The following is a 25078-nucleotide window of genomic DNA, read 5'->3' on the forward strand; positions in this document are numbered from 1 at the left end:
GGGATACGTGAAACCAGCCGACCTACAAAAGATGAGTTTGCTCGCCAAGCTGGCGTTGTGCGCCTGGGCCCTTGCCGGGCTTATCGCTCAAGCCAACGCCTGGGGCTTCTCTTACGGGGACCAGACCGCCAACAACCAGGCCTGCCTGTCCTGTCATGGTAAAACCGGCGAGGTGCCCAAGGGGACCTACATCGACCCGCAACGCTTCACACAGACCGCCCACGCCAACCTCGGGTGTGAAGCCTGCCACGCGACCGTCCCCGCCAACCACCCCGACGGTAACAAGGTGCCTAAGGCCGACTGCCGCGAATGCCACTCCGGCATCAGCGAGGAGTACGCCAGGGGGCTGCACGCCTCCAAGACCGCCTGCAATGGCTGCCATAACCCGCACCTGGTGCAGAACCCCAAGGACGTTTCCGGACAGGAGATCAACATGATCTGCTCCAACTGCCACAACTCCTTGGAGATGACCGCGAAGCATGGCGAATGGCTACCCCAGTCGGAACTGCACCTGCGCATGCTGCCGTGCATCACCTGCCATACCGGTGCCCGGGACTACTACATCAGCATGTACATCGTCAAGAGCAAGGGTGACAGCCGGTTCGGCAAGCGGGAAGTCGCCGAGTACGACGAACTGAAAACCATGGCCGGTGGCCGCCCCATCGTGTCCCTCATCGACACCAACCGGGACAACTACGTTTCTCTCGAGGAATTGCGCGTCTTCAACCGGACCCAGACGTCGCTCCACCTGTACGGGATGATGACCCCCGCGACGGTCTCACACAAGTTCGAGATTCTCGACAGCAGGCGTAACTGCAGTTTCTGCCATACCTCGGGCTCCGGGCCGATGCAGACGAGTTTCATAGCCGTGCCGGAAGCAGATGGCACCTTCCTGAGAGTGCCGGTGGAAAAGGGGGCGGTCCTCGATGCCCTCTACGCCGCTCCGGATTTCTACATGATGGGGTCCACCAAGAACGCGAAGCTGAATCAGATCGGGCTCGCCATCATCTGCTGCGGTCTCATCATGCCGGTGGGACACGGGTTCGTACGGTTCCTGACCCGTAAAAATAGGAAACAAAAGGAGCATCAGTCATGAGCGAGAAAACGAGGATCTACCTACAGCCCTGGCCCATACGCATCTGGCACTGGATCAACGCCTCGGGCATCATCATCCTGATCCTGTCCGGCGCCCAGATCCGCTTTCCTGAGACACTGAGCATCTTCAGCAGCTACAAGAGCGCCATCGAGGTGCACAACACCGCCGGGATCATCGTTGCCATCTCCTTCTCGTTCTGGTTCTTCTACTACAAGATGGTGAAGAACACGCTGGACAAGCTGTACATCCCGGACGAGGAGGACATCAAGCACGGCCTGGTACGCCAGCTCCTTTATTACTGCTTCTGGTACTTCCTGGGGCGCCCGAGCCCGTATCATGCCACGCCTGATCACAAGTTCAACCCGATGCAGAAATCGGCCTACCTGGCAGTCATGTTCGTACTCATGCCGCTGGTGGGGCTCACGGGTATCCTGCTGCTGAACGTGACCCCCCTGCGTGTGCTGGTTCTCATGTGGGGCGGCATCAAGGTCATCGTCGCGCTCCATTTCCTCCTGGCCTGTTCGCTGCTCGCCTTCCTCTGCACGCACGTCTACCTGGCGACCCTGGGGGACTACATCAAGCCGATGCTGATCGGGTGGGAGGACGTGGAAGAGCATGAGGAAGCTGAGCCGGCACCGGAGGTGGTCATACCCGGCTACCGCCCGGTACGTCACTACCCGGAATACGAGCGGGAACTACTTGAGCAGCGTCACAGCTGAGGGGACAGGGTTGCTAATTCCGGGAAAGGAGAACGGCCATGTCAGGACATCATCTTATCGAGCATATCAAGGCGAAACCGATACGGGAATCCGCCCAGGTCGCAACGGGAAGCGAACTTCCCTGGAGCCGCGAACAGGTGGCCAAAAATGTCGAGCAGCTTCATGTCCTTTCCCGTCGCGGGCTGTGGGGGGTGGTGCTTTTCCTGGGGCTGAGCAGCGTTGCGCTGGCACTTAGCCAGGGGACCTTGCCGTGCGTTGCCCAGACGGAGCTTGAGCAAATCATCGGCCCTCTGCCGTCCGCCGACCTGCTCAACCTGGTGCTCGGTGTCTCGTGGCTGTCCGCCCTGGTGTTGATCGTGGGGCGGCGCGGGAGCGACGGCAGACCCGGGTACCGTTGGCACAACGTCGGCCTTCCCGCCGTTTTCTACCCGCTCTATGCCTTCTGTGACACGACCGGCAGCTACTTCCCCGTCGTTTTTCTCGCCGGCCTCGTTTTACTGCTGTTGGAACACGCTTTCGTCGTATGCTACACCGCCAAGGCGATCAAGGAGGAAACGACCCGCCTGGAACGCCTGCGCGATTGATCTTTCTGTGCAGGAACGGCCCTCCATGCACAACCGGCCACTCGATCTCGAGTGGCCGGTTTTTTTGTTTTAGGGACTGGAGCGGGGCTTCGTTAGCCGTGCGAGTGGCAGGAATCACAGTTGCCGTTTACCGTGAACGCGGACTTGCCGTCGTGGCAGGCCCCGCACGATTTGGCCTTTTTCATCTCGTCCATGGAGACGGCCTTGCCGCCGCGCTTGGTCGGGAAGGTGCCGGTGTGGCAATCCTTGCACTTGTACATGCCCAGATGGTTGCTGTGGCTGAACTTCACGTCACCGACGTCCGCCACCTTGAACTTGATCTCCTGGACCGGATGGCACTTGTCGCATTGCGAAACAGCAAACGCTTCCTTGGCGTTGTGGCAGGCCCCGCAGGATTTCCCCTTCTCCATCGCCGCCATGGTGACCGGCTTACTCGACCCCAGCGGGAACAGCTTGGTGTGGCAGGAACTGCAGCTGTAGATCTCGACATGCTTGCTGTGGCTGAAGACGGTGGGGCCGGTCTCCTTCACCTTGAAGACCACCTGCTTGGGCGAGGGATGGCAGCCGTCGCACTTGGCGACGCTGAACGCCTTCTTCCCGTTGTGGCAGGCGCCGCACGATTTCCCTTTCTCCATCTCGGCCATCGACACCGACTTGTTGGGACCGGTCTTGTAGAGGGAGTTGTGGCAGGCGTTGCACTGCATCGTTTTCAGGTGCTTGTTGTGGCTGAAGAGGACCGGCCCGGTCTCCTTCACCTTGAAGGTGATGTTCTTCACCTGGTGACAGGCCGTGCATTTGGCGACGCTGAAGGCTTTTTTCCCGTTATGGCACCTGCCGCAGGATTTCCCCTTCTCCATGTCGGCCATGGTGTATTTCGCTTTGGCCGCGCGCGGATTCTCGTGGCACGACTTGCAGCTCACGTTCGGACTCTTCTCCGATTTCTTCTTCAGGTGCACTTTGTGGCTGAAGACGACCTTGCCTCCCCCGTCGGTCTGGTAGGTGATGTCCTTCAGCTCGAGGGCGTTTGCTGCGGAAGATCCTACGGCTAGCGCGGCCAGGACGATGAACGCCGATTTGAATCTCATGGTTTCCTCCTTTGACGGTGTAGTGGTTTGGCTTGCTTATGATCGCCTCTTTGAGGTGCGTTCTTGTGTGTTGGACGACTCCGGCCGGCATGCCGCTGACTGCCACGGATAAACCGGCACGTGATCTCTTTAGCATTAGCCGTGCCTGATTTTTGATGATCACTTAAGTGGTCGAAATTCATTAGGTTTGTGTGGGTGCGCTCCCGGGTCGCGGCGGGCGACTGTATAAAGCTGCTATACAGCGCGTCGGGGCTTTTGCTAGCAAGTCATCGAAAAGACATATGTTTCTGACGAGGACCTGGCGACGCCTGATGGCGGTTGCTGTATAGCAAACATATACGAACCGAGGCGGTCCACCGTAGCTTGAAGAGGCGACAAAAAAGGCCGCGGGTGCAAAGCCCGCGGCCCCCATTCACGGTTGGGGAGGTGGTGTCAAAGCTGTCCCGTGGCGACGAGGATGATGTGCACCAGGATGATCTTGCCAATGGTGGCGAACGGGAACACGCAGGCATAGCCCTGGTCGGAAAGGTCGTTGCCGGTCTGCTCCTTGATGTAGCCCAACCCGGGCGTCGAGGTATGCATCCCGGCGACGATGCCGACCGCCAGGGTCATCGGGAGCTTCATGATCTTGTGCGCGATGAACAGGCCGAGAAAGGCGGTGACCGAGGTGACGCATACGCCGGTGATGAAGATGCTGCCGCCGCCACCGTGGCTTAAGGTGGTGAGCAGGCTGTAGCCGGAACGGGTACCGATGCCGGCCAGGAACAGCACCAGCCCCACCTGTTTCAGGACCATGCTGGCGCTGTAGGGGAGGCTCCAGACCATCTTCCCGGTCCTTCCGAAGGTGCCGAGCAGGATGCCGACGATGAGCGGGCCTCCGGCAAAGCCCAGCTGCATGCTGCCGCCGCCGGGGAAGGGGAAGGGGATGAGCCCCAGGACCAGCCCGATCACGAGCCCCAGGCTGAAGGTCATCACGTCGACCTCGCTCACCCTGCGGTAGGAGTTGCCGAAGAAGGCGGTGACGTCGTCCATGCAGGTCTTGTGGGCGAGGACCCTGACCACGTCCCCGAGTTCCAGGACCATCTCGGCCTCGGGCAGGAACTCGTTGTCGCCGCGGCGCACCAGCGTGATCACCTCGCCGAAGCGCTGGTCCTGGTGCAGTTCCCCGATGGTCCGGCCGATAGCCTGGGGACTGGAGACGAAGACCCTGCGGTACTCGTACTCGGTGCGGTCCAGCCCGAGACGCTCCTTGCTCCTTCTTTCCCCGAGCACCGTCGCGATCTTCTCGATCTCGTGGGGTGCCCCGGCCACCATCGCCAGGTCCCCAGGCTGCAGCACGGTTGTGGGGCCGGCATAGAAGAACTCGTCCCCCCGTTTGATCCGGCTGAAGATGACGTCGCAGTTGTTGGACTCGTTCAGCTTCTGAACGGTGGTTTCCGGCGGCTCCACGTGCTGGACCTTGATGGTGCAGTGCACCAGCGAGTTGCGGTCCTCGGGTTTGCGCAGCACCTTGAACTCGGCCTGGTAGTCCACCTTCCAGATCTTCTGGCAGACGTTGATGGTGAGCATGAGGCCGATGACGCCGATCGGGTAGGCGACCGAGAAGCCGACCACGGGCTCGGCGAGCAGCGCCTCCAGCATGTCCGCCGGTGCGGTCTGGCGGATCGATTCCAGCGCGCCCCCCAGCGCGGGCGAGGCGGTCATGCTGCCGCAGAAGATGCCGGCCGCGATGCCGGGCTTGATGGCGAAGTACCTCTGCATGGCGACGCAGAGCGCGGCCGAGGCACAGAGGACCCCACCGGCGAGGACGTTGTTCATCACGCCGTTTCTGCGGAAGGTCGAGATGAAGGAGGGGCCGGCGGAAAGTCCGACGGTGTAGACGAAGAGCGCCTGCCCCATGATGTACACGATGGCCGGCGCCTTCATGTCGGGGTGGAGCATTCCGAAGGCGAGCCCGACGAAGAGGACGGCACCGACGCCGAGGGTGATGCCGTACACCTTGATCTTGCCCAGTGGATAGCCCAGTGCCGCGACCATGAGCAGAAGCATCAACGGGTTCTCGAGGAGTATCTTGATCATGATTGCCACCTCTGTCGCCGGCAGGCGCCGCCGCACCCGCCCCAGATGAACCTCACGCCGCCATGATGAGTCCCACGCGTCCCTCTATTCGCTCAGCTTGAACTGTCCCACGAGTTTTTTTTGCTCTTCCGCCAGCCGAGACAGCAGCAGCGCCGACGAGGCCGATTCCTGCGCGTTCTTCGCGGTGTCCTGCACCACCTCGTTGATGCTCTGGATGTTGTTGCTGATCTCCACGGTGGTGGCGGTCTGCTCCTCAGCCGCCGTGGCGATCTGGTTCACCTGCAGGGTGACGGAACCGATCTGCTGCAGGATCTCCTCGAGCGCCGCGCCGGATTTCGCCGCCTCGACCGTGCCCGCCTCGACCCGGGTCACTCCCGACTGCATCACGCCGATGGCCCCCTTGGTCTGCTGCTGCACCGCCTTGATCATCTCCCCGATCTCGCGGGTGGCGCTGGCCGTCCTCTGCGCCAGTGCGCGCACCTCGTCGGCCACCACGGCGAAGCCGCGTCCCTGTTCTCCCGCGCGCGCCGCCTCGATGGCCGCGTTCAAGGCCAACAGGTTGGTCTGGTCGGCGATGTCGTTGATGGTGTTGACGATGGCGCCGATCTGCTCCGACTTTTGTCCCAGGTCCCCGATGGTGACCGCGGAGGCGCGCACCTGTTCGGCGATCTGGTTCATGCCCCGGACCGTCCCCTTCACCACGTCCGCGCCGGCTACGGCGGCGTCGTTGGCCTGCTTGGAGCCGGCCGCGGCCTGGGTGCAGCTGACCGCGATGTCGTTGGAGGTGGCGGCCATCTCCTCGCTGGCGGTCGCGACCGTGGCCGCCTGCTCCGCGACCCGCGCCGCGCCCGCGGCCATCTGTTCGGCGGCGCAGGAGAGCTCGGTCGAGGTCGAGGCGACCTGGGTGGTGTTGTGCGACACCCGCGAGATCACCTCGTGGAAGTGCACCACGATGTTGTTGATGCTGTTGCAGATGTCGCCGATCTCGTCACGGGAGCCGATCTTGATCCTCCTGGTGAGGTTGCCGTCGGCGATCTCGGCCGTGACCAGCTTGGCGTGGGAGAGGGGCTTGGTGATGGAAGCGATGATGCGCAGGCTGATCACCAGCGAGATCACTACGACGGCGATGGAAACCGCGATCATGACGTAGGAGAGGAGGGTGGCGTTGTCGACCGCGTTGCGCACGCCGGTCAGGATCTGCTGCTGGTTCTCGCCGATGCTCTTCACCTGCTCCTCGCTTCGTTGCGCCTGCTCCCGCGAGATGCCGCGCGCCGACTCCAGCGCCCTCTGCATGGCCCCGTTGCTCCTGATCACGCCGAGCTTGGTGGTTTCTATCTTCTGGATCGAGGACGAGGCGCGCCGCACCGTTTCCGAGACGTCGGAGATCTTCTGGGCGAGTTCCTTCTGGCCTGACTCGAGCAGCACCTTGCGAGCCAGGGCGATGTTGGTGTCGATCCTCTTGCGGGTCGCCGATAGGGTGGCGGCAAGCCTCCCCACCTCCGCGTCGGTGGAGCTCAGCATGATCTGGCGCACCCCGGAGTTCAGCTCCTTCACGTCGACGCTGATGTTGCTTCCCGCCTCCATGACGCTGTTGGCCGCGTTCTGGAAGCCCAGCGACGAGACCACTTTGCTGCGATCCTTCACGATCTGCAGTTCCAGTGCGTCGATGGTGTTGAAGATCTTCTTGCTGTTCTCTTCCAGCGGCTTCAGGATGTCGCGCGCCTTGTTGGCGTACTGTTCGGCGTCCGCCTTTTCCGGGTTGTTGAGCATCTCCAGCTTGAGTGCCACCAGCCCTCCCTCCTCGGCGCCGATCTGGTTCAGGATGTCGGCGGCCACCCCCTTGACCTCCTTGATGGCCGGGTTGTCCCCCTGGTCCACCTCGATGTTGCGGGTCAGCTCCACCGTGTTCTTCAGGCGCTCCCTGAGGGGGGCCACCTTGAACTTGTTCTTGACCAGCTCCAGGTCGCTCAGGATGATGTTGATGTCCTTGAGCCGGCTTTGCAGGGTGAGGAGCTTCTTGATCGAGCTGTTCACCTGGAGGTTGGCGGCCTGGGACGAGTTGATGTTGGAGAGGGCGCTGCTCCCCATCGCACTGATCTGCTTGCGCAACCCCGCGACACTCGCCTCGGCCTTTTGCAGCTCCGAATTCACTGTGGCGATCTCGTTTTTGAAGAGCGTCATGTCCTTGAGCCGTTGCGAGGCGACCTGGACCACGGTCTTCTCGATGTCGCGCAGCACCGCCGTGTCCACCCCGCTGGAGGCGGCTCCCCCCTGGACGATCTGGTCGTTCAGCTCCTCCATCCTCTTGATGCGGGTGGTGATCGCCTCCGAGAGATGGGCTACCTCGGCCGGCTCAGTGGTCATCTCCAGCCGCATGAAATCCGCGGAGACCTTTTCCACCGTCTGCTGCAGCTCCAGCATCTTCAGGTGCAGCGGCGTCGATTTGCCGGTCAGGATCTCGATGCTCGACTTCACCTTGGCGATGGAAAAGAGCCCGATGCCGGCCAGGACGGAAATGCCGACGATGGTCAGCGCGATGTTGCCCAAAAGCTTGCTCTTGACGGTCATTGCCACCCCCCGAGTCAGGTTGCGGTACCAACAAAACCGGCGCCGCGCGGGGCACGGCACCGGTCATCGGCTCTTCACGGCCCTGCGCCTACTTCAGGGAGACGAGCTTGTCGCCCTTCACCACTTGCAGGTAGACGTTGTCCTGCCCCTGGTGGTTGTTCGGGGAGAAGGAGAGCTTGATCCCCCCCATGTCGGCCCCTTTCATGCTCTCGTAGGCCTGGATGAAGCCGGCCTGGGTCGGCGGGTTGCCCGCCTTCTCGAGGGCCATGATCATCGATTTGGCCGCCATGCACCCCTCCATGCTCACCGAGTTGAAGCCGACGTCCTCCGGGTTCTTCTCGATGGCCTCCTTGCATTCTTTGGTGATGGGAAGGGACAGGTCATCCAGTTCCGGCACCACCTGGCTCATGATGACCCCCTCCGCGGTCCCCGGGCCCACCGCCTTCACGAGGTTCATGCCGCCGGCGAACGAGCCGGAGGCGAGGTAGGCGCTGACCCCTTCCTTGCGTGCCAGCTTGATGAATTCCGCGCCCGGCTTGTAGACGGCGCCGACGATGATGGCGTCGGGCTTGCCGGCCATGATGCTCGCCAGACCGGCGGTGACCGCCACCGTGTTCCTCTCGAAGGAACCCTTGGAGACGAGGCTCAGTCCGTGGCGTTTGACGGCGTTCTCGGTCGAGGCGAGGATGTCGGTCCCGAGACCGTCGTTCTGGTAGAAGACCGCGAAACGCTTCGCCCCCTGCTTGACCAGCTGGTCGACGATGCGGTCCACCTCCTGCTGGTAGCTCGCCCTGATGTGGAACACCTCCCGGACCACCGGCGTGCGCAGCTCGGTAGCGCCCGTCCTCGGGTTGATGTAGGGGAGCCTGTACTCCTTGACCACCGGGAGGCTCGCCACGCAGTTGGAGGTGCCCACGGAGCCGACCACGGCGAAGACCTTCTGCTCGTCGGCGAGCTTCAGGAGGCAGTCGATGGTCTTGTCCGTCACCATCTGGTCGTCCAGGGAGACCAGTTCCACCTTCCTGCCGTTGACCCCCCCCTTGGCGTTGACCGCCTTGAAATAGGCTTCCACCCCTACCTTCATCCCCCTCCCGGACCCCTTGTTGGCGCCGGTCTGGTCGTTCACCATGCCGATCTTGATCACGTCGCCCACCGGCCCCGCGGCATGCGCCGTCGGAGCGAGCATCATCAGCACCACGGTCAGGAACATCATCCTTTTCATGACATCCTCCTTCACTCGGGTAGGGCCTGCCGGGGGACGAGCGGGGCGGCGGACGGGACCAAATTCCCAGCTGGCTTGCCGCCTTAGCCGCGCGGTTCCCCGGAGCGGGGCCGTATTAAAAAACTTTAAAATAATATCCGCTAATGATTGCTTGGCAAGCCGATCTCTTAGCCGGGATCAGTCATTGTCCCGGTGCAGTCATGGCGAGGAGCGGGAGTGGTCGGCGCGGGGCGGGAAACACATGAGGGAAAAAAAGAAAAGGCCTCATGTGACTGAGGCCCCGGACGTGGTCAGGATGGTGGAGGACGGCGGTGTGTCAGCCGAAGATGCGTTTGAAGAGTCCCTTCTTCTCCGCTTCCCGGCGTTCCTTGATCAGGCGCATCCCCCCCATGGCGTGCGGCTGGTGCGGGTTGAGCTTGAGGGCCTTCTGGAATTCGCCCTCGGCCAGCCCGTCCCTCCCCTCGTCGAGCAGCATCCAGCCGCGGAAGGCGAAGGCGTCGGCGTTGCGCTCGGCCTGCAGGCTCTTGGAGAGAAGCATGCGGCACTTCTCAAGGGCGCCCTGGGAGCGCTGGTTGCCCGGGTTCTTGTAGATGGACCAGGCCAGGAAGGCGCTGGTCTGGGCGTCGTTGGGGTCGAGGGTGTAGGCGTCCTGCAGGGCCCGCTCGGCGTTGCCGTAATCCTCCATCTCCAGGAACACCTTGCCGGACTGGAACTGGATGCGCGCCTGCAGTTCGTCCTCGCGCTTGCCCCCAAGGCCCACGGTGTCGGCGTTGAGCATCTCGTCGTAGCGCTCCTTGGCGATGACGCTGGAGAGGGTGTTGTAGGCGTTAGCGTAGTGGGAGAGGACGTCTTGGGCCCGCCCCAGGGTGTCCCCGGAGAGCTGCATGAACTTTTCCGGCGAGTACTCCCGGGTCTTGGCGAAGTACGCCTCCTTGAGCGTGGCGAAGCTGAAGGTGCCGGGCGTCATGCCGAAGATCTCGTAGTAGTTCTTGTTCTGGATCGCCGCGTAGTCCCGCTGCACCTCCTGCTCGAAATCGATCTCGGAGGGGGACAGCGGAGCCGCCATCCCCTTCTTGCCGACCACCAGCTCGATCGAATCCGACACCTCGTCCACCAGGTCGTCGAAGTTGACCGCGTCGGCCCGCCGCTCGGCGACCTCCTCGATGGGGCGGTTGAAAAGGAGTTTCTGCGGGAAATCCGGCTGCTGGTCGGCAACCGGCGCGGCGGACAGGGACAGCATCCCCATGCGCACCATGAGGTCGATGAGGGCGGCGCCCCGGGCCGGGGTGCCACAGTCGGAGAGGATCGCCTGCACCGTTTTGCCCTGGCCCAGCTGCTGCAGCAGGTCGACCTCATCCGGCCCCATGTTGAGCAGGTTCACCATCCGGAAGTAGTCGGTGGTGCGCACCGGGCAGAGGGTGCCGCGGCTGGTGAGGTAGGGGGCGAGGTCGAAACTGGCGGCTCCGGCTGCCTGGTGCAACAGGCGCGGGACGGGGATGGGGGTAAGGGGGAGCTCCATGCCGGCGAGGTCGGGGACGAACCGGGGGGACTGGTTCTGCAGCAGCGCCTCGACGAGGGAGCGGAACAGGAACGACCGGGACTGCTCCAGCAGGTCGTCGTAGCCGATCAGACCGGCTTCCACGAGTGGCAGGCGCCCCGGGCGGGCCGGCGGGAACTCCTGCAGGTCGCCGCGCTGCAGGTGGTTGGTGGCGACGAGGAACGGTACGAAGCCGGGCGAGGAGAAGCTGGCGGGTTCCCCGCCGACCACGAAGGTCCTGGTCCCGCCGCGCAGCTCCAGCGTGCCGCTTCTGCCGTCGCGGTACAGCTCCAGGAGGAGCCGGGAGATGTCCTTGCGGGCCGGGCCCTGTTCCAGGGCGCTCTGGACCGCCTTCAGGAACTCCTCCTTGCCGAAGGGCTTCTCGAGGTAGGCCATGACCCCCAGCTTGGCGGCGGCGCGGGCGTACGCTTCGCCCCGGAACACGCCGGTCATGATCACCACCGGGAGTTCCTTCAGCGCGGCGCTGCGGCGCACCCGCTGCAGCAGGTCCACCCCGTTCATGCCGGGCAGTTTCAGGTCGAGCACCAGGAGATCGAAGCGCTGCGCCTGCAACAGCGCCAGCGCGGCCTCCCCGCTGCCGGCGCTCTTCACCTGGTGCCCACGCGCTTCCAGTACCGTGCGCAGCATCACGGCGAGCCGCTCGTTGTCCTCAACCAGCAGGATGCTGCCTGTCATCTAGCTTCCCCCTTGCGACGTCGTCGCGGGTGTCTTCAGATACTTGCGCACCGCCTCGTTGTGAGCCGCGAGATCCTTGGAGAACTGGTGGCTGCCGTCACCGCGCCCCACGAAGTAGAGGTAGGGGACGGCGGCGGGATTGAGCACCGCCTCGATGGCGTCCTTGCCGGGGTTGCCGATCGGCCCCGGCGGCAGTGCCGGAATCAGGTAGGTGTTGTACGGGGTGGGCTTCAGGATGTCCTCCCGCCGCACCTTGCCGGCGAAGGCGCGCACCCCGTACAGCGCGGTGGGGTCGCTCTGCAGCCGCATGCCGAGCCTCAGGCGATTCTGGAACACGGCGGCGATGAGGGGCTTCTCCGCGGGGAGCACCGCCTCCTTCTCGACCATCGAGGCGAGGGTGAGGAGCGTACGCACCGGGACCCCCTTGGCCTTGGCCCGGCTGTCCACCGACTCCTTCAGGTACGCCTGCTGGCGCAGCACCATCTCGCGCACCACCTCGCGCTCCGTCTTGCCCGGCAGGATGTTATAACTCCCGGGGAAGAGGTATCCCTCGGCGCTGGCGGCGTCGATGCCCAGCTCCCTGAGCAGCGCCTGGTCCCGGCACGCGGCCAGGAAATTCTCCTTCGGGTAAATGGCGCGTTTCTCAAGCATCTCCGCCACCTGGTAGCTCGAGTACCCCTCCGGCAGCGCGAACATGCGCTGGTAGACATCGCCGTTGATCATCTTGGCGAGGATCTGGCTCGGGCGCATGCCGTCGTCGAACTGGTAGTAACCGGCCTTCAGCCGCGCGTCGCCCCCCTTGAGGCGCGCGTAGAGGGTGAAGAGGCGGGCGCTGGAGAGGATGTGACGCGCCTCGAGGTCCGTCGCCAGCGCTTTGAGCGGGCGACCCTTGCCTAGTTCGACGATCTCCACGCGCTTGCCGTCGCCGGGGGGAGACAGCAGGAAGCGGGAAAAGCGGGTGATGGGTACCAGGGTGACTATCAGCAGCAGCGCGAGGAAGAGTTTGCGCTGTCGCCGGAAGATATCTTTGAGGCTGGAAGCTACGATGGCACTATCCTATGGGAAACGGTGCTTTTGCTAACTCTGCACTAGGTTTAGGTGAAATCGGCAACTGTGTCAAGGCCAAATGCCAGAGCGGGCGGAGGTAGTGAAACCGGTTGGCTTAGTTTAATAATATTTTTTTTAAAGACAGTGGGGCAATTCCAATGTATCATATTTAGCCGTGCCGCTCGGCCCGGAGCGGTCCACCACTACAGTTGGGCAGACGAGGTGCTTGATGAAGCAGAGGTTTATTAACTCCGACTACTTCCCGTTTCAGATCCAGATTTCCGCCGCCTGCGGCGACCGGATCGCCCTGCGCGACATCCTCGAGGAGCTCGGGGACGTGCCCGGCATCATCTACGCGCGCCGGGTCGCCACCAAGCTGAACAAGCAGCTCTCGCCGCACGAGACCGCCATCATGCCGGGGCTGCTGCACCTTTATTCCATCCTGAGCCGCGTCTACCGCTACGTGATGGGGCAGTACTGCGCCAAGCAGCAGCCCGGCGTGATCGCCGCGCTCATGGCCCAGGCCGGTTATCCCGACTTCGGCGGGGACGCCGTGGCCACGCTGCAGCGTTTCATGGAGCTGTTCCCCTCTCAGCGGATGGTGCTGGGCAACGACACGCCGCTTGCGTTCCTGGCCGGTGACGACGATGACCGGACCCGCCGCCAGGCGCTTTCGGCGGAACTGCTGCTCATGCTGTTAAACGGTGAGAACCGGGCCCTGGACCAGTTCCGCCGCCTCTTCGACGCCACGCCACTGGCCGAATCGTCCCCGTACCTCAAGGTGACCTCGGAGCTGGACCGTCGCCTGGCCCAGGCCCCCCCCTTCGAGCCGATGGGCATTTCGCTGCCGGAGCTCTTGCGGGCGCCGATCAAGGCCTCTCCGGACTCGCTGGCCGGGCAGATCGCCTACATCAGGGCGCACTGGGCCGCCATTCTCCCCCCTGAGCTGCTCACCGAACTGGTCACCGCGCTGGACATCGTCTCCCAGGAGGGGCGCGCCTTCTTCGGCGGCCCCGGCGAGCCCAAGGTGCTCCGCTTCGGCCGGGGCGCCCGTGGCGGCGACGAATATCCCGAATACGAGCGCTTCTCTCAGGACGCGGACTGGATGGCCAACGTGGTGATGATCGCCAAGATGGTGTACGTCTGGCTGGGACAGCTCGCCAAGACCTACCAGACCGAGGTGCGCACCCTGGACCAGATCCCGGATGCGGAGCTGGACCGCCTGGCCCGCTACGGCTTCAGCGCGCTCTGGCTGATCGGCATCTGGGAGCGCTCCCCCTCCTCTCAACAGATAAAACGCATCGCCGGCAACCAGGAGGCGATCTCCTCGGCCTACTCGCTCTACGACTACGTGATCGCCAACGACCTGGGGGGCGAATGGGCCCTGGACAACCTGCGCCAGCGCTGCGCCGCCCGCGGCATTCGCCTGGCGAGCGACATGGTCCCCAACCACACCGGCCTCTACTCCAAGTGGACCGTGGAGCACCCGGACTGGTTCATCCAGCTCGACTACCCGCCGTACCCCGACTACCAGTTCAACGGTCCCGACCTCTCGCCGGACGGGCGCATCGGCCTGTTCATCGAGGACGGCTACTGGGACAAGCGGGACGCGGCGGTCGTCTTCAAGCACCTGGACCGCGACAACGGCCGGGTGCGCTACATCTACCACGGTAACGACGGCACCTCGACCCCCTGGAACGACACCGCGCAGCTGAACTACCTGATCCCGCAGGTGCGCGAGGCGGTCATCGGCACCATCCTCCACGTGGCGCGCCAGTTCCCCATCATCCGTTTCGACGCAGCCATGACGCTCGCCAAGAAGCATTACCAGCGCCTGTGGTACCCGCTGCCGGGCCACGGCTCCGGCGTCCCCTCCCGCGCCGAGTACGGCATGGACCGCGCCAGCTTCGACGAAGTCTTCCCGACCGAGTTCTGGCGCGAGGTGGTCGACCGCGTGGCTGCGGAAGCGCCCGATACCCTTCTTTTGGCGGAGGCGTTCTGGCTCATGGAAGGGTACTTCGTCAGGACCCTCGGCATGCACCGCGTCTACAACTCCGCTTTCATGAACATGCTGAAGATGGAGGAGAACGCCAAGTACCGGCAGACGGTGAAGAACGTGCTCGAATTCGAGCCGGAGATCCTCAAGCGCTTCGTGAATTTCATGAACAACCCGGACGAGCGCACCGCCGTGGAGCAGTTCGGCAAGGAGGGGAAATACTTCGGCGCCACCGTGCTCCTGGTCACCATGCCCGGCCTCCCCATGTTCGGCCACGGGCAGATCGAGGGGTTCCACGAGAAGTACGGCATGGAGTACCGGCGCGCCTACTGGGACGAGCCGGTGGACCCGCACCTGGTCGCCCGCCACGAGAGCGACATCTTCCCGCTCATGCGCCGGCGCCACATCTTCTCGGGGAGCGAGCAGTTCACCCTGTACGACTTCTACGCGGGGCACAGCGTCAACGAGAACGTCTTCGCCTATTCCAACAGAAATGACGGCGAGCGCGGCCTCATCCTGTTCCACAATGCCTTCGCCTCCACCGCCGGCTGGATCCGCACCTCCTGCGCCGTGCTCAGGAAGAACGCCTCCGGCGGCACCACGCTCGCGCAGACCACCCTGGGGGATGCGCTGGGCTTCAAGGGTGACGGGCGCCACTACTACAGCTTCCGCGACTACGCCTCGGGCCTTTGCTACCTGAGAAATGGCCGCGACCTGTGCGACAAGGGGATCTACGTCGAGATGGGCGCCTACGAGTACCACGCCTTCCTCGACTTCCACGAGATCTACGATGACGACTACGGCACCTGGGGAACGCTCTGCCACCGGTTGAACGGCGCCGGAGTGGAGAACCTGGATGAAGAGGTCAAGAAGGTGCGCTATGGCGCCCTGCACGAGTCGTTCAGGTTGTTCCTCTCCAAGGCCGCCGTGGTGCTGCAGGAGCCGGACGTTCTCTCGCGGACCCGCGTTGAGCCGCTGGAACCGCTGCTCGCCTCCTTCTACAAGGCATTGGCGCCGCAGGCGCCGGAAAAGGCCCAGCGCGCCCTGCTCGGCGTCTTCGGCACCGAGTTGCCGCGGGCCCTGCAATCGGTCGGGGAAGGGGGCCTGCTTCCCGCCGAATGGCTTGTTTTCACCGCGTTCTTCGCGCTGCACAAGGCGGGCGGGCTGAAGGAGAGCGAGAGCGCGCAGCTCTTCGAGGAGTTGGGGCTGGTGCACCCGCTGGTGCAGGTCCTCCAGGGCCTTCCGCCGGCGGACCCGGAACAGGTCGTCGATCTCCCCCCGCGCGCTTTCGGGAAGCTGCTCGGGCTACTGCTACGGCACGAGGCTTTCCTGACCGATTGCCGCGCCATCGGGGCGACCCGCTGCTCGGCCGCCCTCTTCTCCGATCCGGCGGCGGCCAAGTTCCTGCTCCTGCACGAAAGCGACGGCGCGCAGTGGTTCAACAAGGAACGCTTCGAGCTGCTGGTGGACTGGCTGGCGCAGGTGGAGCCGTACGGGGCGCCTAGCACCGAAGTCAAGGCCGCCAAGGGACGGGAGCTCTCCGCTGAGGCCGTGGCCAGGCTGATGAAGGAGAGCGCCGCGGCCGCCGGTTACCGGCTCGACCAGCTAATGAATGTTTTGCAGACCGGCTTCTGATTTTTCCGAGTTACCTGTTAGAATCAGAGCTGGCGCTTGATCATCCGGAGCGCCCGTATCTATCGAATCATGAAAGAGAGGGGGAAGCAATGGCGGTCATCAATACGGCACTGCAGGACAACGTAGGGACCATCACCTTCAACGACCCCGAGCACCGCAACATGCTGAGCGGCGCCCTCATCGACGAGATGCTGCAGTCGATCGGCGCTCTGCAGAAGGGGAGGATGAGGGTTTTGGTGATCAGGGCCCCCAAGGGGTCCAAGGTGTGGTCGGCCGGGCACGACGTGCACGAGCTGCCGCTGCCGGGACGCGATCCCCTTTCCTACCACGACCCGCTGGTCACCGTGCTCCGTTCCATCCAGAGCCTCCCCATTCCGGTCATCGCCATGATCGAGGGGAGCGTCTGGGGGGGCGCCTGCGACCTCGCCCTTTCCTGCGACATCCTGATCGGCTGCCCGACCTCCTCGTTCTGCATGACCCCGGCGAAGATCGGCGTCCCTTACAACGTCTCGGGGATCCTGCATTTCATGAACATCATGGGGGTGAACTTCGCCAAGGAGATGTTCTTCACGGCGGAGCCCCTCTCGGCCGAGCAGGCGAGCAAGGCGGGGCTTTTGAACCACCTGGTCGAGGCGGAGGAGCTGGAAGAGTTCACCTACAACATGGCCCACAAGATCACCAGGAACAGCCCGCTTTCCATCGGCGTCATCAAGGAGCAGATCCGGCTTCTGGCCAGCGCCCATCCCCTTTCGCCGCTCACCTTCGAGCGGGTGCAGGGGCTCAGGCGCACCGTCTACGACAGCAAGGACTACGCGGAGGGGATCAAGGCCTTCCTGGAAAAGCGCCCGCCCGTCTTCACCGGCGACTAGCCCGCCTCACTCCGGCCAGCCTGCTGTCACTCCCTCCAGCGAGGTTTCCCTCCCTCTCCCGGAGGGAGAGGGCAGGGGTAAGGGCGCTGCACCGGGCGAATCCTTCGTGGCGCGCCCCTCACCCGGCCTTCGGCCACCCTCTCCCGGAGGGCGAGGGGACGTACCTGCAAAAACGCCCGACCGGCTGCAGCCGGTCGGGCGTTTGGGTTGATGCTGTAGGGGCGAATAATCGTTCGCCCGCCTCTGGCTATTCCTCAGCCTTCTCGAAGTTCCCCTTCTCCTGGCACTGCGGGCACTTCTGCGGCTTGCAGCGTCCTTCCTTGGTGAATCCACAGCTCTTGCATTTCCATGTCGCCATAACTTCCTCCTATTTGTTGTTGTTCAGCTTTATTTCGCGCACCTCGCCGAAGACGGAGAGCGGCTGGTCGAACTTCTTCTCGTCCCCGACCACCACGAGCTTCATCGCGTCGGGGCGAAGGTACTGCTTGGCCACGCGCAGCACGTCGGCGCGGGTGACGCGGGCGATGTTGTCGCGGTAGTTCTCCAGGTACCCCTTGGGATACCCGTAGAATTCCAGGCGCGCCTGCTGCGCCACCACCGAACTGCTCCGCTCGAAGGCGAAGATGAAGGAATTGATGATGGACTCCTTGGCGAGCTGCAGCTCGGCCTCGGAGACCTCGGCCTGGGTCATGCCGGTGATGATCGATTCCAACAGCGTAATGGTGCGCGCCGTCGACGCCACCTTGGTCTCGGTCTCGGCTATGAAGGTTCCCTTGAAGCGGCGCCCCGGATCGAAGTAGGCGTCCACGTTGTAGGCGAGCCCCTGGTTGGAGCGGATCTCCTGGGTGAGCCGCGAGGTGAAGCCGCCGCCGAGGATGTAGTCCATCACCTTGATGGCGTAGAGGTCCGGGTTGTTTTTGTCGATGCCCAGGTGCCCCATGCGGATGACCGACTGGTTCACCTCCTTCTGCACGTGCAGCACCGCCGGGGTCATCTCCTCGCCCGGCTTGGGCACCACCGGGAAGGGGGCGCTCTGGTTGGGCCAGTCGCCGAACAGCGCCTCGAGCTTCTTGAGCAGCTCCGCCCGATCGAAGTCGCCGGAGACGGCGAGGATCATGTTGGCCGGGTAGAAATAGCGCTTGTGGAATGCGATCAGGTCGTCGCGGGTGATAGCGTTCACGGTGGCGACGGTCGGGATGCGCCCCAGCGGGTGCCCGGCGTAGATGGCGCGGGTGAGCTCACGCCCGGCCACCGCTTTCGGGTCGTCGTTCTGGCGCCGGATCCCTTCGATGGCGTGGCTCTTGGCCAGCTCGAAGCGTGCCGGATCGAAGGCCGGCTCACGGACCACCTCGGCGAAGAGGGTGAGGGTGCGGTCCAGGTTCCTGGACAGCGTGGAGAAGGAGATGTTGGCGTTGTCCGCGTTCATGCCGGACTCGATGGAGGAGGCCATGAACTCCAGCTCCCGGTCCAGCTTCTCGGCGGGGGTCTTCACGGTGCCGCCGCTTCTCAGGGTGGCGCCGGTCAGGGAGGCGAGCCCCACCTTCGCGTCCGGCTCGTAGAGGCTGCCGACGTTCAGGTAGCTGGTCAGGTTCACTATGGGGAGCTCGCGGTCCTGGAGGAGATAGACCACCATGCCGTTTTTAAGCTGTACGCGCTCGCTCTTGGGAAGCTGGAATTTGAGCGGCGGGAAGGTCATGGTGCGCGGATTTGGGGGTGCCGCCGCCTGCACTCCAGGGATCGCGTCGAGCTTGGCTTCTGCAATGGCGCTGGACCTGAAGGCGTAGGCCTCGGGTATGGCGAAGGCGAGCAGGAAGCCGAAAGTGGCCAGGCGGGCCAGGCCGGATTTGCTGAACAACCGTTTGCTGATTGAAATCATTACTTACTGTCCCCCTTCAGCCTTGGTGAGGTAGCCGACGTTGCGGTTTTGGCGCGTGAAGTACTGCTTGGCCACGCGCATCACATCCTCGGGCGTGATCTTCGCCACCTTCTGGCGGTGTTCGATCAGGTAACGCCAGGTCCCCGCTATCGCCTCGTACTCGGTGAGGTTGCGGGCCAGGCCGCCGTTGGATGCCATCTGGCGGGACTCTTCGAACTCGAGCTGGTTCAGGATCTGCTGCAGCTCCTCGTGGGTCATCGGCTCGGTCTTCAGGCGCTCCAACTCCTTGTAGATCGCCTGCTCCACCTCGGCCACGGTGTGCGGCGCGCGCGGCGTCGCGTTGATGATGAAGAGGTTGGGGTAGCGGCTCCCGGGCGCCCCGAACGAGGAGACCGAGGTGACCAGCTTCTGCTCCAGGACGAGCTTCTTGTACAGCCGCGAGGTGCGGCCGCTGGTGAGCAGCATGTCGATCACGTCGAAGACGTAGTCGTCCGCCGACGGGAGCGTCGGCTTGTGGTAGCCGATCATCAGTTCCGGCTCCGCGTCGCCGATCACCTCGGTCCGCTTCTCGCCCCCCTGCTCGGGTTCGGTGACCGCCACCGGCGGCACCGGGGTTCCCGGCTTGATGTCGCCGAAGTACCTCTCGACCAGGGCGATGGTCTTGTTGGGATCGATGTCACCGACGATGGCCACGATGGCATTGTTCGGCGCGTAGTACTTGTGCAGGAAGTTCTCCGCCTTGGTCCGGGTCAGGTTCTCGATGTCGGACATCCAGCCGATGGTGGGCTGGCCGTTGGGGTGCGCGTTGAAGGCGTCTGCCAGGAAGGTCTCCCAGAGTTTCCCTTCCGGTTCCGCGTCATAGGAGCGGCGCCGCTCCTCCATGACCACGCTCCGCTCCGTGTAGAACTCCCTGAGCACCGCGTTCTGCATCCGGTCCGACTCGATGGCCGCCCAGAGCTCCAGCTTGTTGGCCGGGATGTTGATCAGGTAGGTGGTGCCGTCCTTGCTGGTGAAGGCGTTGTAGCCGGAGCCGCCGTTACGCGAGTAGATGTCCGCGAACTCCTCCTTGACCACGTACGTCTCCGCCTCCTTCTCGAGGGCGGCCAGTTCGGCCGTCAGCTTCTCGACCAGCTTGGCATCGGCCTGCTCGCGCTTGATCTTCTCGGCCATGAGCTTTTGGGCGGTCGCCTCGATCTTGTCCAGGATCGGTTTCTCCGCTGCGTAGTCCCTGGTCCCCAGGGTCTTGGTTCCCTTGAAAAGCATGTGCTCCAGGAGGTGGGCGAGGCCCCGCTCGTCGCTTCTCTCGTCCACGCTTCCTACCTTGAAGCGGATCCAGGCCGCGACGGTGGGCGAGTTGTGGCGCTCCACCATCAAAAGCTTCATCCCGTTTTTCAGGGTGTGCTCGTGCACCCGTTCGGCCAGCCCCTGGGCGAAGCAGGTGGCGGCGTTGACGAGGATGGCGATGGCGACGACGCATCTTGCTACTGACTTCATGACTACCTCGGCTCGATGGTTTTAATGTGAAACGAGGAAAAAGGATAACATTTGTCCTTTTGAAGCGCAAGGGGGTGGAGACAAGAAACCCCGCGGGGAGGAACTCCCGCGGGGATCTGGGGATACGGCGACCGGTGCGGCGTGACGCGGCAAGCTACTTGAGGGCCTGGGCGAACACCTCGCGGATGTCATCGACGAAGAAGAACTGCAGCTCCTCTTTCACGTTTTCCGGGATGTCGTCCAGGTCCTTCTTGTTCTTGGCCGGCGCCAGCACCTTCTTCACCCCGGCGCGCCTCGCCGCGAGGACCTTTTCCTTGAGCCCGCCGATGGCGAGCACCCGTCCGGTGAGGCTCATCTCGCCGGTCATGGCGACGTCCCGCCGGGCCGGGCGCCCGGAGAAGAGCGAAACGATGGTGGTGGCCATGGTGATCCCGGCGGAGGGGCCGTCCTTGGGGATGCTCCCCGCGGGGACGTGGATGTGCAGCGTGGTGTCGTCGAAGGCCTTCTTTTCGATGCCGAGTTCGGTGCAGTTCGCCTTGACGAAGGAGAGGGCGGCGCGGGCGGATTCCTTCATCACCTCCCCCAACGACCCGGTCAGGATCAGGTCCTCCTTCCCTTTCATCTTGGTCGCCTCGACGAAAATGATGTCGCCGCCGCTCTCGGTCCAGGCGAGCCCTGTGGCCACGCCGATGCGGTCCTTCTCGGAAGCGACCTCGTCAAAGAACTTGGGCGGACCGAGGAGCTCCGCCACCGTGTTCGGGTCGACCATGGTGCGTACCGGTTTACCCTGCGCCACTTCCTTGGCGATCTTTCGGCAGACCGATGCGACGTTGCGCTGGAGGTTTCTGACCCCGGCCTCGCGGGTGTAATCGTGGGTGATCCGGTAGATGGCCTCGTCGGTGAATTCGGGCGCCATCTTGGCCAGGCCGTTCTCCTCCACCTCCCGGGCGACCAGGTACTTCTTGGCGATGTTGAGCTTCTCCTCGTCGGTGTAGCCGGAGAGGATGATCACCTCCATGCGGTCCTTAAGGGGCGCCGGGATCGGGTCGAGCTGGTTGGCCGTGGTGATGAACATCACGTTGGTCAGGTCGAAGGGGACGTCGAGGTAGTGGTCGGTGAAGGAGAAGTTCTGCTCGGGGTCCAGCACCTCCAAAAGGGCGCTGGCGGGGTCGCCGCGGAAGTCGGCGCCGATCTTGTCCACCTCGTCCAGCATGAAGACCGGGTTGTTGGAGCCGGCGCGGTTGATCTCCTGGATGATGCGGCCGGGGAGGGCGCCGATGTAGGTGCGCCGGTGACCGCGGATCTCGGCCTCGTCGCGCATGCCGCCCAGCGAGATGCGGATGAACTTGCGCCCCAGCGTGCGGGCGATGGACTTGCCCAGGCTGGTCTTGCCGACGCCCGGAGGCCCCACGAAGCAGAGGATCGGGCCCTTCATCTTGTCTTTCAGGGTCCGCACCGCCAGGTACTCGAGGATCCGCTCCTTCACCTTCTTCAGGTCGTAGTGGTCCTCGTTCAGTACCGATTCGGCCTGGTTGATGTCCTTGTTGTCGGGGGTGCTGGTCTGCCACGGGATGGTGGTCAGATAGTCGAGGTAGGTGCGGGAGACCGTGTACTCGGGGGACGCCGGATTGATCCGCTCCAGCCGCCTCATCTCCTTCTCGGCGATCTTGCGGACGTCGTCCGGCATCTTGGCGCTCTCGATCTTGCTCCTGAGCTCGTTGGTCTCGCCCTGGCGCGAATCCTCCTCGCCCAGCTCCTCCTGGATCTGCTTCATCTGCTCGCGCAGCAGGAATTCCTTCTGGCTCTTGCCGACCTTCTTGGTGACCTCCGCCTGCACCTCACCCTTGATCTGCAGCCGCTGCACCTCGTTGGTGAGGTGCATGTAGACCTTCTTCAACCGCTCGAGCGGGTCGATGGTCTCCAGGAGCTTTTGCAGCTCGTCGATGGGGAGGTTCAGGTAGAGCGCCACCAGGTCGGAGAGGCGCGCGGGGTTGTCGATGAAGTCGATCATCTTCATGACGTCGTCGGGAAGGGGGCGGCCGTAGGAGAGGGCGATTTTCAGAAGGGCGTTCAGGCTCCCCACCAGCGCCTCCGAGACCATGGACTTCTCGGCGAACTCGCGTACCGGCTCGAGGCGGGACAGCGCCACTGGCGTCTGCTGCACGATGGCCAGCACCCGGACCCTGATAACGCCTTCGAGGACCACCTTGGCGCCGCCTCCGGCCAGCTTGTTGATCTGCATCACCTTGCACAGGGTGCCGATCTCGTGCAGCGCCGAGTGCAACTCCCCGGTCGGTTCCTGTTTCAACTTCACCAGGGCCACCAGGTTGTTGAAGAGCACCGCCTCCTCGAAGGGGGGCATATCTTCCTGTTTCAGGAAGATGGTGAAGACCATGTACGGGAAGGCAATGATCTCCCGCAGGGGATACAGCGGGACGATCTCCGGCATGTTGATGGTGATGTTCTCTGTCATGGCAGTATTTCCAGATACTTGGTTGAGGGCGCGAATTTAGAAAGATTACTGGAGAAGCGCCCCCTGTCAACCTGGAGCTGCCTGTTTAGATGGCCTCCCATGCTTGGTACAACGCGGCGATTTCCGCGCTGAGCTCGGCGTGACGTTCGCCGGCGACGCGGGCGGCCTCGTGGTTGGCGAAGAACTCGGGCGCCGCCATTTCCTCCTCCAGCTTGGCGAGTTCCCCTTCCTTCACCCCGATCTTTTCCTCGATCTCTGCCAGCTTGCGCTCCCGGGCCCGTTCCTCCTTCTGGCGCTGCTTGTCCATGTCGCGCTGCTGCTGGCGGGAAAGGCGCTGATCCGGTTGCTCGTCAGCCGGCGCGGACGGCTTTTCCTCCCCCTTGGCGGGGGTGAGCCGCCCCAGCCCGTCCTGTCCCGGCGCTCCGGCCGCTCCCGCGGTCTTCTCCAGGTAGTATTCGTAGTCGCCGTAGAAGCTCTCCAGCTTGCCGCCGCCGACCTCGACCACCCGGGTGGCCAGGCCGTCGATGAAATGCCGGTCGTGCGAGACGAAGACCACGGTGCCGCCGAAATTCTTGAGCGCCTCGAGGAGGACGTCCTTGCTGAACAGGTCGAGGTGGTTGGTAGGCTCGTCCATCAACAGCAGGTTGGTGGGCCGCAGTAACAGCTTGGCGAGCGCCAGGCGGTTTCTCTCGCCGCCGGAGAGGACGCCGACCTTCTTGTGGATGTCATCGCCGGAGAAGAGGAAGGCACCCAGTATGTCGCGCAACTGCGGCACCATGTCGTAGGGCGCGTCGGCCAGCAGTTCGTCGTAGACCGAACGGGAGGCATCCAGTTCCTGGGCCTGGTCCTGGGCGAAGTAGTCCTTGATGACGTTGTGCCCGTCCTTGACGCTGCCGGAGGTGACGTCGGCGTTGGCCAAGACGCGCATCAGGGTCGATTTGCCGGCGCCGTTGTGACCGACCAGCGCGATTCTCTCTCCGCTTTCCACGGTAAGGTCGACCTGGTTCAGCACCACGTTGCTGCCGTAGGCCTTGACCACGCCGGAAAGCTCCATCACGGTCTTGCCGCTTTTGGGAGCGCTCGGGAAGCGGAAATGGATCTTCTTGCGCTCCGGCGGGAGCACGATGCGCTCGATCTTTTCCAACTGTTTGATGCGCGACTGCACCATAGCCGCCTTGTCCGCCTTGTAGCGGAAGCGGGAGATGAAATCCTCCATCTTCTCGACTTCCTCGTCCTGGCGCCGCTTGGCCTCGCGCAGCGCCGAGACCCGCTCCTCGCGCTGCACCAGGTAATTGCTGTAGTTGCAGTGGTAGTCGGTGATGGCGTGGTTCCAGACCTCGGCGATCCGCGAACAGACCTGGTCCAGGAAGAAGCGGTCGTGGGAAACCAGCATGACGGAGTAGGGGTAGCCCTGCAGGTACCCTTCCAGCCAGTTGCGCGCCTCGATGTCCAGGTGGTTGGTGGGTTCGTCCAAAAGGAGCACGTTCGGTTTTTTCAGGAGCAGCTTGGCGAGGGCGATGCGCATCTGCCACCCCCCCGAGAACTCGCCGCATTCCTTTTCCCAGTCAGCGGGGGAGAAGCCGAGACCGGTGAGGACGTTGCCCACCTCGCTCTCCATGGCGTAGCCACCCTTCAAGCGGAACTCCTCCTGGAGGTGGCCGAAGCGGTCCAGGAGCTGGTCGTGCCCCGGTGCGTCGTGCGGTTCGTGCTCCAGGCGGGCCGTCAACTCCGCGATCTCCCGCTCGATATCCTGCAGCTCGGACAGCGCCGTCATCACCTCGGCGAAGAGCGGTTGCCCCTTGGCGACGATGCCGTCCTGCGGCAGGTAGCCGACCGTGCCGCCGCGGGTGATCTGGATCTCGCCGCTGCTACTCTCGACCTCGCCGGCGATGATGCGCATGAGCGTTGATTTGCCGGCGCCGTTTTCGCCGACGAGGCCCACGCGCTCGCCCTTTTTCAGGTGCCAGCTGATCTCGGTGAAAAGCGGTTTACCCGCGAAATCCTTGGACAGTTTCTTCAGGTGCAGCATGAGTATTTCCTTCCTTCTAAAACCGTCAGCCACGGAGAAAATCCGAGGACATCTGAGAAAGTCAAAAACAATA

Annotated in this window: 16 protein-coding genes; 5 read left to right on the forward strand and 11 right to left on the reverse strand. The window is 63.5% G+C overall.

The window, feature by feature from the left end:
• The first annotated feature begins 7 nt into the window (after positions 1-7).
• Genes KOL99_RS15660 through KOL99_RS15670 form a run of 3 tightly spaced genes read left to right on the forward strand, consistent with a single transcriptional unit; the run spans position 8 to position 2399 of the window.
• Positions 8-1096, forward strand: coding sequence for a multiheme c-type cytochrome (locus KOL99_RS15660; RefSeq protein ID WP_328760627.1), 1089 nt, complete (start codon positions 8-10; stop codon positions 1094-1096).
• Positions 1093-1815 carry a cytochrome b/b6 domain-containing protein gene (locus KOL99_RS15665; RefSeq protein WP_216511404.1) on the forward strand — a complete coding sequence of 241 codons (723 nt, stop codon included), beginning with the start codon at positions 1093-1095 and terminating at the stop codon, positions 1813-1815. Before KOL99_RS15660 ends, KOL99_RS15665 begins: the two co-directional genes overlap by 4 nt.
• A 38-nt stretch (positions 1816-1853) precedes the next feature.
• Positions 1854-2399 (forward strand): hypothetical protein, encoded by a 546-nt coding sequence (locus KOL99_RS15670; protein WP_216511405.1) that lies wholly within the window; start codon positions 1854-1856, stop codon positions 2397-2399.
• A 92-nt stretch (positions 2400-2491) separates the two neighbouring features.
• Here the strand turns inward: KOL99_RS15670 and KOL99_RS15675 are convergent, their stop codons facing one another.
• The 6 genes from KOL99_RS15675 to mltG all read right to left on the reverse strand — a co-directional run bounded on the left by KOL99_RS15675 (position 2492) and on the right by mltG (position 12633).
• Positions 2492-3484, reverse strand: a complete 993-nt coding sequence (locus tag KOL99_RS15675) for a cytochrome c3 family protein (protein WP_216511406.1) — start codon at positions 3482-3484, stop codon at positions 2492-2494.
• Positions 3485-3916: 432 nt separating this feature from the next.
• Positions 3917-5563, reverse strand: a complete 1647-nt coding sequence (locus KOL99_RS15680) for an aspartate:alanine exchanger family transporter (RefSeq protein ID WP_216511407.1) — start codon at positions 5561-5563, stop codon at positions 3917-3919.
• A gap of 84 nt (positions 5564-5647) precedes the next feature.
• A complete protein-coding gene (locus tag KOL99_RS15685) occupies positions 5648-8131 on the reverse strand; it encodes a methyl-accepting chemotaxis protein (protein WP_216511408.1) in 2484 nt (827 codons plus the stop codon).
• Between the two features lie 88 nt (positions 8132-8219).
• Positions 8220-9353 carry an ABC transporter substrate-binding protein gene (locus tag KOL99_RS15690; protein WP_216511409.1) on the reverse strand — a complete coding sequence of 378 codons (1134 nt, stop codon included), beginning with the start codon at positions 9351-9353 and terminating at the stop codon, positions 8220-8222.
• Positions 9354-9669: 316 nt separating this feature from the next.
• Positions 9670-11586, reverse strand: coding sequence for a response regulator (locus tag KOL99_RS15695; protein ID WP_216511410.1), 1917 nt, complete (start codon positions 11584-11586; stop codon positions 9670-9672).
• Entirely contained in the window at positions 11587-12633 is a 1047-nt protein-coding gene (gene mltG / locus KOL99_RS15700) for an endolytic transglycosylase MltG (RefSeq protein ID WP_328760679.1), read from the reverse strand.
• A gap of 229 nt (positions 12634-12862) precedes the next feature.
• Here mltG and KOL99_RS15705 point away from each other — a divergent pair, with 229 nt between their 5' ends.
• Together KOL99_RS15705 and scpB are read left to right on the forward strand one after the other, a co-directional pair.
• Positions 12863-16264 (forward strand): alpha-amylase family glycosyl hydrolase, encoded by a 3402-nt coding sequence (locus KOL99_RS15705; protein ID WP_216511411.1) that lies wholly within the window; start codon positions 12863-12865, stop codon positions 16262-16264.
• A gap of 89 nt (positions 16265-16353) precedes the next feature.
• Positions 16354-17133 (forward strand): methylmalonyl-CoA decarboxylase, encoded by a 780-nt coding sequence (gene scpB, locus KOL99_RS15710; protein ID WP_216511412.1) that lies wholly within the window; start codon positions 16354-16356, stop codon positions 17131-17133.
• 247 nt (positions 17134-17380) lie between these two features.
• On the opposite strand, the gene KOL99_RS15715 is transcribed toward scpB, so the two are convergent.
• The 5 genes from KOL99_RS15715 to KOL99_RS15735 all read right to left on the reverse strand — a co-directional run bounded on the left by KOL99_RS15715 (position 17381) and on the right by KOL99_RS15735 (position 25005).
• On the reverse strand, positions 17381-17491 hold the full coding sequence (locus KOL99_RS15715; RefSeq protein WP_129127189.1) for an RCKP-type rubredoxin-like domain-containing protein: 111 nt from the start codon (positions 17489-17491) through the stop codon (positions 17381-17383).
• Positions 17492-17500: 9 nt separating this feature from the next.
• Positions 17501-19009, reverse strand: coding sequence for a M16 family metallopeptidase (locus tag KOL99_RS15720; protein WP_216511413.1), 1509 nt, complete (start codon positions 19007-19009; stop codon positions 17501-17503).
• A gap of 3 nt (positions 19010-19012) precedes the next feature.
• Entirely contained in the window at positions 19013-20503 is a 1491-nt protein-coding gene (locus KOL99_RS15725; protein WP_216511414.1) for a M16 family metallopeptidase, read from the reverse strand.
• Between the two features lie 154 nt (positions 20504-20657).
• Complete coding sequence (lon, locus tag KOL99_RS15730; RefSeq protein WP_216511415.1) at positions 20658-22976, reverse strand: endopeptidase La; 2319 nt, start codon at positions 22974-22976, stop codon at positions 20658-20660.
• Positions 22977-23061: 85 nt separating this feature from the next.
• Positions 23062-25005, reverse strand: a complete 1944-nt coding sequence (locus KOL99_RS15735; RefSeq protein WP_216511416.1) for an ABC-F family ATP-binding cassette domain-containing protein — start codon at positions 25003-25005, stop codon at positions 23062-23064.
• Positions 25006-25078 lie beyond the last annotated feature (73 nt).

Source organism: Geomonas azotofigens, from assembly GCF_018919395.1.
Classification (GTDB): domain Bacteria; phylum Desulfobacterota; class Desulfuromonadia; order Geobacterales; family Geobacteraceae; genus Geomonas; species Geomonas azotofigens.

Bases quoted from the DNA above. Each gene is read 5' to 3' on its own strand.
- KOL99_RS15665 (WP_216511404.1), top strand. From the start codon at position 1,093: ATGAGCGAGAAAACGAGGATCTACCTACAGCCCTGGCCCATACGCATC.
- KOL99_RS15670 (WP_216511405.1), top strand. From the start codon at position 1,854: ATGTCAGGACATCATCTTATCGAGCATATCAAGGCGAAACCGATACGG.
- KOL99_RS15675 (WP_216511406.1), bottom strand. From the start codon at position 3,484: ATGAGATTCAAATCGGCGTTCATCGTCCTGGCCGCGCTAGCCGTAGGA.
- KOL99_RS15680 (WP_216511407.1), bottom strand. From the start codon at position 5,563: ATGATCAAGATACTCCTCGAGAACCCGTTGATGCTTCTGCTCATGGTC.
- KOL99_RS15685 (WP_216511408.1), bottom strand. From the start codon at position 8,131: ATGACCGTCAAGAGCAAGCTTTTGGGCAACATCGCGCTGACCATCGTC.
- KOL99_RS15690 (WP_216511409.1), bottom strand. From the start codon at position 9,353: ATGAAAAGGATGATGTTCCTGACCGTGGTGCTGATGATGCTCGCTCCG.
- KOL99_RS15695 (WP_216511410.1), bottom strand. From the start codon at position 11,586: ATGACAGGCAGCATCCTGCTGGTTGAGGACAACGAGCGGCTCGCCGTG.
- KOL99_RS15705 (WP_216511411.1), top strand. From the start codon at position 12,863: ATGAAGCAGAGGTTTATTAACTCCGACTACTTCCCGTTTCAGATCCAG.
- scpB (WP_216511412.1), top strand. From the start codon at position 16,354: ATGGCGGTCATCAATACGGCACTGCAGGACAACGTAGGGACCATCACC.
- KOL99_RS15715 (WP_129127189.1), bottom strand. From the start codon at position 17,491: ATGGCGACATGGAAATGCAAGAGCTGTGGATTCACCAAGGAAGGACGC.
- KOL99_RS15720 (WP_216511413.1), bottom strand. From the start codon at position 19,009: ATGATTTCAATCAGCAAACGGTTGTTCAGCAAATCCGGCCTGGCCCGC.
- KOL99_RS15725 (WP_216511414.1), bottom strand. From the start codon at position 20,503: ATGAAGTCAGTAGCAAGATGCGTCGTCGCCATCGCCATCCTCGTCAAC.
- lon (WP_216511415.1), bottom strand. From the start codon at position 22,976: ATGACAGAGAACATCACCATCAACATGCCGGAGATCGTCCCGCTGTAT.
- KOL99_RS15735 (WP_216511416.1), bottom strand. From the start codon at position 25,005: ATGCTGCACCTGAAGAAACTGTCCAAGGATTTCGCGGGTAAACCGCTT.